This is a genomic window from Kitasatospora sp. NPDC089913 (assembly GCF_044748625.1).
GTDB lineage: Bacteria > Actinomycetota > Actinomycetes > Streptomycetales > Streptomycetaceae > Kitasatospora.
The window spans coordinates 66083-75958 of sequence record NZ_JBIVGI010000034.1; the positions used below are offsets into that span (position 1 = coordinate 66083).

Below are 9876 nucleotides of genomic sequence, written 5' to 3' on the forward strand. Positions count from 1 at the left end.
GTCTACCACGAGACCCGCTTCGCCGACGGCAACTGGTCCGGCTGGGCCGCACTGCCCGGCAACGGTACCCCCACCATGGCCGCGCGGACGGTCGGCATCGCCGGACTGCCCGACGGCTCCTCGCAGGTGGCGGTCGTCGGCGGTGACGGCAACGCCTACCACAAGACCCGCTTCGCCAACGGCAACTGGTCCGGCTTCGGCGCCGTCCAGGGGCCGTACGGCGGGAGCGTCTTCCCCGCCCAGCGCGCCGCGATCGCCGGCCTGCCGGACGGTTCCAGCCAGCTCGTGATCACCCGCGGCTGACCCCCGCGACACGCTCCACCCGGCGCCCCGTCCCCGGCCTGTCCGGGGGCGGGGCGCCGGGCTTCGGCGGCCCGGCGCCGGGCTTCGCCGGCCGGACTCCGTCCGGCCCCTGGGCAAAGCGCGACGGGTTCCCGACAATGGGCAGGTTCCGTCGTTCCTCCCGTTCCGTCCCCACCCACCCGACGGGGGTACCGCGCCGTGTCCTTGACCATGCGTACGACGATCAGCCGCCGGTCCTTCGCCCGCGGGGCCGTGCTCGGGGCGCTCGCCGCCGGCGGCCTGGCGGTCGGCTCACCCGGCGCCCGGGCGGCCGACCTGCCGGGCGGCTCCGACTGGCTGGCGGCCGTCGACCCGCGGCTGCCGCTCGCCCGGCTCACCCTGCCCGGCACCCACGACACCTGCTCGTTGTACGGCGGGCCGCTGACCCAGACGCAGACCCTGGCGCTGCCCGCCCAGCTGGCGGCCGGGGTGCGGTTCCTCGACATCCGCTGCCGGGCGATCGACGGAGTGCTCGCGATCCACCACGGGCCGGTGTTCCAGCAGGTCTTCTTCGGCGACGTGCTCAACCAGTGCCAGGCCTTTCTCGCCGCCCACCCCGGCGAGGCCCTGGTGATGCGGGTCAAGCAGGAGTACTCCACCGTGTCCGACACCGAGTTCGGCGCCCTCTTCGCCGACTACCAGCGCCGCTGGCCGGGCCTGTTCCGGACCGAGGACCGGATTCCCGCGATCGGCGAGGTCCGCGGCCGGGTCGTCCTCCTCGCCGACAACGCCGGCCTGCCGGGCGTCCGCTGGGGCGGCGGGCGCACCGACATCGAGGACGACTACGACATCGGCACCATCTTCGACCTCGATTCGCGCAAGTGGCCCGAGGTCTCGGCCCACCTGACCGCCGCCCGCACCGCCACCGACCCGCAGCGGCTCTTCCTCACCTTCACGTCCAGCTCCGGCTGGGGGCTCTGGCCCCGCCAGGCCGCCGACGCGATCACCCCCAAGCTGCGGTCCTACCTCGGCGGCCTGGACCGCTCCACCCGCCCGGTGCTCGGCACCGTCCCGGCCGACTTCGTCACCGCCGACCTGGCGCGCTCGCTCTACGCGCTGAACTTCGGCGTCTGAGACAGCGGCGGCCCGCGACCCGGGCCGCCGTGTCAGCCCCCCGTGCGGGAGGCCAGACAGACGGCGATGTCCTCCAGACGGTCCTCCGCCCGGCCCGCGCCGAGCGCCGGGAGCACCTGCCGCGGGATCACCCGCTCGGCGAGAAGGTAGCAGCACGAGGGTGCCGTCCCCCCGGGCACGCTGCTGGCCACCACCGCTGCCGTGGGATGGGGCCAGGCACGGGGATCGTCCGCGCCCTGCGGAGTGACGATGATGATGGCCCACCAGGTGCCGGTTCCGTCGGGGACGTAGCGTTCGAGGCTTCCCAGCGGGAAGACGTCGTCGGGGGACAGTTGGGCGTCGGGCTCCCAGCCGGCAGCCAGCGCGGGGCGGGCACGGTAGAGCGCGTCGCGGTCCGGGAAGAGCGCCGGCGGGGCGCCGATGTGGCTGAGCGCCCCGTCGAGCCACGCGCGGTACAGCGGATCGGTCAGCGTCCTCCACCAGGTGAAGGCCTCCACGCCCGCCATCGACCGGAAGACCGTGCACGCCTGATCGGCTACGCGCAGGAACGCGGCCGCCGCCGCGCCCGTCTCCGTGGCCCGCTCCTCGCAGATCGCCCACTCGGCCCGCATGCTGCAGGTCGCGTGGACCCACGCCTCCCAGTCGATCCGGCTCTCCTGCGGCTGTGGCCGGTCGCTCGGCGCGGTCCGGGAAACGGCTTCCCGGACCGCGCCGGCGAGCACGGCGGCGGCGTGCTTGGCGCCCCGCCCGCACAGCTCGGCCTCCGCCCCGCCCGGCCCGGGCCCGCGGTGCTGCCGGCCGAGTCGTTCGGCCTCCCCGCAGAGCAGCTCGATCCGGTGGAGCCAGTAGAGCGCGTCGGGGAGTCCGGGCCCACCGTCCCCGGTGCCTCCCGTCCGGGTCCGAAGATCCAGCGGAAGCCGGCGGAGGACTTCGTCGTCCGGGCTCCGGCCCGGTCCCGGTTGCACACCGGCGTACATACCGCGTTCCTCCTCTCAGTGTGCGCGCCGGGGTCTTCCGCCCACCGGCGTCGCCCGCCCGCCGCCGTACGGGGTGGCGCACGGCGGACGACCACGGGCGAGCGGCTGACGGCTGACGGCTGACGGCTGACGGCTCAGCCGACGACTCTCAGGGCGAGCGCGGGGCAGCGCCGTACGGCCCGCACCGCGTTCGCCCGCTCCTTCTCCTTGAGCGGCATGTCCGCCGACGACGGGTAGCCGTCGGGTCCCAGCTGGACGACTCCCGGCAGCACGTCCGCGCAGAGCCCGTGCGCCCGGCACAGCGTCCAGTCGACCAGCAGTCGTTGCGTCACCTTGCCGACGTCCTTGCCGTCGACCGGGAGCACCCCCAGGACCGGCCGCCCGCAGCCGCCCTCGTAGACGTGTCGGCCGACGTCCTCCGGGAAGGCCTTGAGCGCCGAGGACACGAACCGGGAGGTACCGTCGGGGTGCGAGCACGCACCGCGCCCGAGCACGCCCCGGACGTGGGAGAAGACGGCGTCGTAGGCCGCCTGTCCCCCGTAGGTCGTCAGCGCCTCCAGCTCGTCGGCCAGCCTGGCCAGGCCCCAGACGCACGGGCCGCACTGCTGTGCCGACTCCCCCGCCATGTAGCGGGCGACGCGGGCCGTCTCCCCCACCGGGCAGGTCTCCTCGGGCAGTGGCAGGACGGCGCCCGCGCCGAGCGTCGCACCCAGTGCCTTCAGGGCTTCCCGGGAGACCAGGGCGAGTTCGCCGGCCGCGGGGCTCAGCCACATCCCGTGGTATCCGCCCACCAGCAGCCCTTGGCCGACCGACATCCCGCACATCTGCAGCAGGTAGGTCAGGGGCGCTCCGGTGGGAGCCTCGACAACGGCCTCGCCGGCCACGGTGAGCATGGCCGTCCCCGGCTCGTCGGGAAGGCCGACCTCGGCGAAACCCTGTGCGCCCAGCCTTGCCGCGACAGCCAGTTGGGCGAACGTCTCGGTGTTGGAGAGCAGTGTCGGCCGGCCGTTCAGTCCCCGCTCGCTGGTCCGTACCTTCCGGCCGGAGGGCAGGGCCGGGTTGTTGTTGAGCCCGTTGGTGAGGGCCGACCCCTCACCGGTGACGAACCGCTCCGGAAGTTGCTCGACGCGCATCCGCACCGAGAGCGATCGCCGTTCGTCCATGGCTTGTTGCACCGAGGCCAGCACGTCCGACCGCGCGACGCCGACGGCGACCTCGTCGGCACGCAGGGCGACCGCGGCGATCTCCGCGCCGTCCAGCACCAGGTGCGGGGCGTTGAGCAACAGTGCGGTGTCCTTGAGACAACTGGGTTCACCCTCGGCACCGTTGACGACGACAGCCGGGTCCCCCTGGGTGTTCCGCAACGCGTCCACGACGGCCTGGAACTTGCGGGCGAAGGGGAAGCCCGCGCCGCCGCGGCCGCGCAGGTCGACGGTGCGTGTGAGAGTGACCACCTCCTCGGAACTGAGGACCGGCACCGGGCCGTGGACGGCGAGGTGCCGCGCGCGGTCGAGGCGTCCGGCGTCGGTTCCGGCCAGCAACCGGGCCGGGCCGAAGGAACTGACGGTGGGCCGGATCTCGTTCACGGGCCGTCGCCCGGACGGACGGTGGTCGCGGCGGGCGGCCTGGGCCCGCCATCGGGGCGGGGCGCTGTCGTCGCGGGCCGGCCCGGCAGGGTCGTCCCCGGCCCGGCGGTGGGGGGCCTGCCGTTGTTCGAGCGCAGCTTGAGGACGAGCACCAGGGCGACGGCCACCAAGCAGCACACGTAGGAGACCGTGACCCAGTCCTTCCCCTCCCGACCGGCTCTCAGGCCGTGCACCAGGGCGGCCCCCCAGGCGAGGTAGGAGGTCATGTGCAGGAGCCGCCAGACCAGCGCGCCGCGTTGGGAGGCGAAGCGGCTGCGGGCGGCACCGGTCACCGCCACGCCGACGAACCCGTAGCCGGCGAGCGTGCCGAGACCGACGAGCACGGGTTGCGCGGCGTCGCCGAACGGCAGGGCCGCGGCCACGCCCGTCGTGTGCCGTTCGGCGACCTTGATCCAGATGTGCAGGGCGAGGAACGCGAGCCCGGCAACGGCGAGAACCCGGTGAACGCTCTGGGAGACCAGCCTGTGGTCGGAGTAGAGGAGGAAACGGTCGGTGGAGAGCAGGCCCCACAGGACGGCCGAGCTCAGGCACACCAGCGCGAGTACGCCCGCGCCGAAGTCGAGGAACTGCCGGACTCCGGTGGAGAGCCGGACCGCTCCCAGGTAGACCGCCACGAAGCCGACGGCACCTGTCACCGGGGCGAGCGTGCGGACCAGCCGCCGGCGCAGTTCCCGCGACGGCGCCGGGGCCGGCCCCGGCGCGGCGCCGGCAGGGCGGGCGGCGCGCTTGGTACGCGCCCTGATCCGCCGGTTGGAGGAGGACATACATGTGCCTTTCGTTGTCGATTCTTCGCACGACCGCCTCGCTCAGCCGCCGTGCGCGTGCCGGTCGTCCGTCCCGTCGGCCGTGCCGTGCGGAGCTCCCGTCCTCAGGGCGCCGCCCAGCCGGTCCCGGAGCGGCGCCAGGCACTCGGTCGGCCAGGCGGCCAGCACCCAGTTGCGGCCGGTGAGGTAGGTACCGCCGTAGTCGGTCGCCAGGTCGAGCCACTGCCGACGGCCGTCGTCGGCCGCGAAGGTGACGATGCGGTACTGAACGCTCCCGACGGTGCACGCGGCCTCGGTCATCTCCACGCTCTCGGTGGAGGCTTCGGCCGTGCAGCCGAGGCGACGTGCCAGGGCGTCGCGTTCGGCGCGCGGGCCGGACGCCGCCGGCTTCAACGTCTCCCAGGCCTGCCCGGCCGCGGTCACCGCGCAGAACGCGGTGACCGCGGCGAACGCGCGACGGGCGAGCGCCAGGCCGACCGGGGAAGCGGGGCGCGACCGGACCATCAGCTCGCCACCGCGGAGCGGACGGGTTCGCCCTTGGGAGAAATCGGCCACCAGCAACCGTCCCTGCCGTTGCCCTTGGCATCGGTGACCGCGCTGTCGGCCGAGAAGGTGAACACCCGGTGCCCGTTGACGGCGAGCTGCCGTGACCCGTCCTCCACCAGGATCTCCCTGACGAGGAGTCGGTCGATTCCCTGGGCGACCCGCTCGAGGTCGACGACCGGAGCCTGTACCCAGTCCCGCAGGCAGGACCCGACGCAGCGCCGGCCGGTTCCCACCGCCAGCCGGTCGCCGTTGACGTAGAGAACGCGCCCGCCGAGGGTCAGGACCTCGTGGCCGACGGCCGGGACGAAGACGACCGTCAGGCGCACGTCGGCCCGCTCCGACTCCCGGCGGTCGTCGCGCCGGCTCGTCTCCCGGTCGGCGGGCCGGTCGGGAGCGCGGGTGCCCCGGTCCCCCTCCGGCTCCTTCGTCCGCTGTGCGGTCTCCTTGCCCTGCGGACTCTCCTTGCCCTGCCCGGACCCCTTCCCCGCCTTCGTTCCGTCAGGTGCCGCCAAACTCCAGTTCGCCACGGACTTCCCGTTGGTGTCACCCGGCGTCGTGTCCTTGACGAACCGGTACACGGGGTGGCCGCCGACGGTCAGCTGTGAGCTCCTGTCCTCGCGTACGAGCGTGCCGACCTGTCCCGTGACGCCGGGCCACTGCACGGTGTTGTCCACCGGGGGGAACGGGATCCAGGTCGCGGTGCAGGCCGAGTCGCAGGCGGACTTGGGGGGGCTGGTGGAGTCCTTGTCGAACACGTAGAGCGCGTTGCCCAGGGCGTCCGTCAGGAAGGACCCGAGCGCCCCGTCCTGCTTGACCACCAGCCCGCCCGGTCCGGGGGTTCCGCCCGGGGTCTCCATACCCGGCATGCCGTCCTGCGGGAGCACCCCCGGCCCGTCGGCGCTGTTGGCCCTGGAAGTCCCGCCCTGGCTCCCGCACCCGGCGGAGACCATGACGGCAAGGACCGTCGTGCCCGTCAGCACGGACCGGGCGAATCGTACGTTCATCTGCGAGTTCCTCCTGTTTGCCGTCACTTGCTCTGTTCCTCGCCCTTCCACAGTCCGGTGCGCTCCAGGACGTCCATGTGGTCGCGGACGGTCCGGTCGGCCTCGTCGGCCAGCTTGCGGACCTGGGTGTTCTGCGTGGTGGCCCGGGTGAGCGCGAGAACCTGGAACACCTTTCCGTGGGCGGCCCGGGTGAGCCGGACGAAGGTCTCGTCGAAGTCCTTCGGGGACGCTCCGTTGATCTCGTCCAGCCAGCCACGCTGTTCGGGGCTGGGCTCGCGCGGCATGTCGGCGATCTTGAGCACCTGCGCCGCTGCCAGGTCGACCGCGTCAAGGGTGCGGTGCCCGGTCACCATGTGGTCCCCGGCGGTCCTGACCGCGGCGCTCGTCCCCGCCGTGCGGGCCCGGTCGCCGGCCGGACCCTCCCAGAGGCCGGCCAGCCGCACCCGCCGGACGAAGTCCCGGTCGACTGCGGTCAGCGGGCCGAACGGTGTGTCCTGGACTCCCAGACTGTCGTCGGAGAACCCCGGCGGCAGCGCACCCACCCGGTCGGTCGCCACGATCCGCCGGGCCTCGCCGAACAGCTCGACCGGGATCAGCAGGGCGGTGACGGTGGCCGCCAGTCCGAGGACGATGCCCCCGGTCACGACGCCCTTCGAGACCTGGAGGTTGCCGATCAGCCCCATCCCCCGGAACCGCGATCCGGACGGGGAACGGCCTGTTCCCTGTGTGTAGGCCATGAGTCCTTTCCTGCCTTTCGTCGGCGGCGGCCCGAGCGGCTGCCGCGGTGGGTCGGGAGGGGGCCGGCGCACCCGACCCGGCGGTCCGTGGGGTCCGGCCCGAGCCCTATCGGGTGGGAAGCGTTCCGCCGAGGAACTGGAACGCGCGCAGCGCCTCGGTACCCAGTGCCGGTCCGGCCAGCCACTGGGCCGGGGTGGGACCGATCGAGGTGTTGCTCACGAGGATCCGGCCGCGGCCCGGCAGATCGGTGACCCACCCGCCGCCGCTGGAGCCGCCGGTCATGGTGCAGCCGACGGCGAGCATGGTGGGGCGGGACACGTCGAACGACAGCCGGGTCGGGCGGAGCGGGGATCGGCAGACCTGCAGCCTGGTCCCGTCGAACGGCGCCCCCGCCGGATAGCCGAACACGCTCGGTGCGGGGATCCGGTCCCTCGGCACGTTGAAGCCCACGTCGAGCGCGGCTCCGACCGTCTCCTCCAGGGAGGACGCCCCGGCCGGCGGTACGACCCGAAGGACGCCGAAGTCGAACTGGCTGACAGGGCCGCCGCGTTGGGCGCCCTCCGCGACCCACTGGGGCGAGACGACGGACCGGGCCGCGGGCCACGTCCCGAGTGGGTGCATCGCCGTCTCGGTGGCCGCGTTTCCGTCGAAGGCCGGTACGAAGACCACGTCCCGCATCGGGCGACCGCCCTTCCCCTCGTGGAGGCAGTGTGCGGCGGTCCACACCAGGTTGCTCCGGCCCGGGCGGGCGGGGTCCTTGACGACCGTCCCGGAGCAGACCAGTGCGCCGGAGGAACTGCGCATGAAGATCTTTCCGAAGGCCGCGAGGTCCGGGTCGGGCGATCCGACGGTGGTGCGCGCCGCGACGGCCGCCGGTACGGGATCGCTCCCGGCGTTCCCGACGGTGCCGGGGGTACGGAAGGCGGCACCGGCCTGGCGCATGTCGCCCGTGGTCCAGCGCCCCGCGGGCATGTCGGTCGCCATGCCCTGTCGTTCGGACCAGCGTTTCCAGTCGGCGCCGGTCCAGTTGCCGGCGTCCCGCGGATCGGACGCCGTGTCCGTGTCGGCCACGGGGCCGCCCAGTACCGAACACGAGGCGGTGAGCAGTGCCGCGGTGACCGCCAGAACGGCTCGAGAGTGTCGCCGTGGGCTGCGTGCCCTCGACGGGAGGGCGCTCCGGGGCAGTGGGAGGACCGTAGTGGATGGGGTGTCGGCCACGTGCGCTCCTGATCAGCAGTTCGTCCCGTTGTTGATGCAGTCCACTGCCTTCTGCATGAGGGACTTCGGCATGACATTGATGTAGTCCGCGTGGTCGGTGACCGGCTTGTGAAGCTGCTCCGGAAAGGAGTCCACGGCGTAGAGCGCTCCCTGCGGGACGCGGTACGAGATCGTCATGACCAGCTGGGGGATCCGTTCGAACCCCTTCGGACACTGACCGTCCGCGGCGAAGGCCGTGTGCGTCCGGTGGTTCGCACTGTTGGCCTGTCCGTTCGAGCAGTTGGGGAAGGCGAAGGTCCGCACCACCTTCGACCCGGCGGGGCAGAGCGGGTACTTGTCGCGCAGCTGCACGGTGTCGAACCCGGTGCAGCTCCAGGACGCCTTGGCCTTGTCGGGCCCGTTGGTGAAGGCCTTGGCATCGCCGACCACGGCCACCATGCCGTCGGGAGCCGGGCCGACCTTTCCGGACGGGTTCCCCTTGAAGGTGATACCGAACTCCTCCGGTGTGAGGATGGTCCCCTGATTGCGGTCGAGTCCTCCGCCCCGCTGGCCGGCGTCGTCCGCCCGCTTTCCGTCGAGGAGCCGCACCACCGGGGCGTAGTACGTCGACAGGTCTCCGTTGTCGCAGGTCGTGCCTGCCTTCCGAAGGCTGTCGACGGTGGATCGGAAGTCCGTACTGCGGTTCCCCACATAGTCGTGCTGGTGGTGGGCGGCGGCGCGCTCGCCGGGTGAGATGACCACGTTGTCCGGGTTGATATGGCGTTCGGTCCCGTTGTTGCCGCACCTGGAGGTGAAGCTGCCGGTGGCGGCCTGCCGGCCGTTCGGCTGCTGTTTGCCGGCGTTGGGCGCGACCTGCGTGATGTCGACGTAGTCCCGTCGGGTCAGTCCGCTGCCCTGCCGCCGGTCGCCCTCCCGCCCCTTGAGGATGCCGATCTCCTCGCCCGCCCGCTCGTGCTTGACGGTGCACTCGGCCATGGCGAGCATCGCGGCCTTCTGCTGCGCGGACGCGGCGGTCCGGTCGGCGAGCTCCGTGATGGTCCGACGGCGTGCTTCGGCGACCTTGGCGAGTATCTCGGCCTCGCTTCCCGGTGTTCCCACGGAGGGGGCCGACAAGGCGTCGTAAGCGTCCGACACCTGCTGGTCGAGCAGGCCGAGCCCGGCCTGCGTTTGCGGATCGTCCGGGGAACCGCCGGAGAGACTGGTGGCGACGTCCGGGCAACTGATGGTCCGGATCTCCGCCCCTGCCTGTGGGACCTCGGCATCGTCCGCGGTACAGGCCGTCGTTCCCAGACTTCCACCGGCGAGCAGGACGACGAGACCGACCGCGTGGCCGGCGCGACTCCCGCGTCCGTGGCGGCGTCCACGGCGTATCGCCTTCATGTGCCTTTCCTTTCTGTCCTTGGTGTCGTTCCTCGGTGTCCGCCGGTCGACGGCCGCGGTCCTCGTCCCCTCGGGTCGCGGGGGGGGGGGGGCGGGCCCCCCCCCCCCCGCGCCCCCCGCGGGGGGGGCCCCCCCCCCCCCCCGGCGGGGGCCCCCCCCCCCCCCGGGCCCACCAACACCGCCCCCC

The 9876-nt window shown here is 73.2% G+C and carries 9 protein-coding genes and 1 pseudogene; 2 read left to right on the plus strand and 8 right to left on the minus strand.

All coding sequences use genetic code 11. The features are described 5' to 3' along the window. Together ACIPYS_RS34990 and ACIPYS_RS34995 are read left to right on the plus strand one after the other, a co-directional pair. Positions 1–303, plus strand: a pseudogene (locus tag ACIPYS_RS34990) (hypothetical protein); the annotation flags it as partial. Between the two features lie 198 nt (positions 304–501). Further along, on the plus strand, positions 502–1416 hold the full coding sequence (locus tag ACIPYS_RS34995) for a phosphatidylinositol-specific phospholipase C (protein WP_400753894.1): 915 nt from the start codon (positions 502–504) through the stop codon (positions 1414–1416). 32 nt (positions 1417–1448) lie between these two features. Here ACIPYS_RS34995 and ACIPYS_RS35000 read toward each other — a convergent pair whose 3' ends face one another. From ACIPYS_RS35000 to ACIPYS_RS35035, 8 genes are all read right to left on the minus strand, one after another. Further along, a complete protein-coding gene (locus ACIPYS_RS35000; RefSeq protein ID WP_093864091.1) occupies positions 1449–2393 on the minus strand; it encodes a hypothetical protein in 945 nt (314 codons plus the stop codon). A 134-nt stretch (positions 2394–2527) separates the two neighbouring features. Further along, complete coding sequence (locus tag ACIPYS_RS35005) at positions 2528–3979, minus strand: NADH-ubiquinone oxidoreductase-F iron-sulfur binding region domain-containing protein (RefSeq protein WP_400753897.1); 1452 nt, start codon at positions 3977–3979, stop codon at positions 2528–2530. Continuing rightward, the gene (locus ACIPYS_RS35010; RefSeq protein WP_197698672.1) at positions 3976–4803 is read right to left on the minus strand and encodes a hypothetical protein; all 828 of its coding nucleotides are present in this window, start codon (positions 4801–4803) and stop codon (positions 3976–3978) included. Before ACIPYS_RS35010 ends, ACIPYS_RS35005 begins: the two co-directional genes overlap by 4 nt. Before the next feature lie 42 nt (positions 4804–4845). After that, the gene (locus ACIPYS_RS35015; RefSeq protein WP_400753901.1) at positions 4846–5307 is read right to left on the minus strand and encodes a hypothetical protein; all 462 of its coding nucleotides are present in this window, start codon (positions 5305–5307) and stop codon (positions 4846–4848) included. Then, positions 5307–6353 carry a hypothetical protein gene (locus tag ACIPYS_RS35020; RefSeq protein ID WP_400753904.1) on the minus strand — a complete coding sequence of 349 codons (1047 nt, stop codon included), beginning with the start codon at positions 6351–6353 and terminating at the stop codon, positions 5307–5309. Before ACIPYS_RS35020 ends, ACIPYS_RS35015 begins: the two co-directional genes overlap by 1 nt. Positions 6354–6376: 23 nt before the next feature. Next, the gene (locus ACIPYS_RS35025) at positions 6377–7090 is read right to left on the minus strand and encodes a DUF4142 domain-containing protein (RefSeq protein ID WP_231978108.1); all 714 of its coding nucleotides are present in this window, start codon (positions 7088–7090) and stop codon (positions 6377–6379) included. A 106-nt stretch (positions 7091–7196) separates the two neighbouring features. Next, positions 7197–8162 (minus strand): trypsin-like serine peptidase, encoded by a 966-nt coding sequence (locus tag ACIPYS_RS35030; protein WP_400753907.1) that lies wholly within the window; start codon positions 8160–8162, stop codon positions 7197–7199. Positions 8163–8321: 159 nt separating this feature from the next. Continuing rightward, on the minus strand, positions 8322–9689 hold the full coding sequence (locus tag ACIPYS_RS35035) for a DUF1996 domain-containing protein (protein WP_400753910.1): 1368 nt from the start codon (positions 9687–9689) through the stop codon (positions 8322–8324). Positions 9690–9876: the final 187 nt, after the last annotated feature.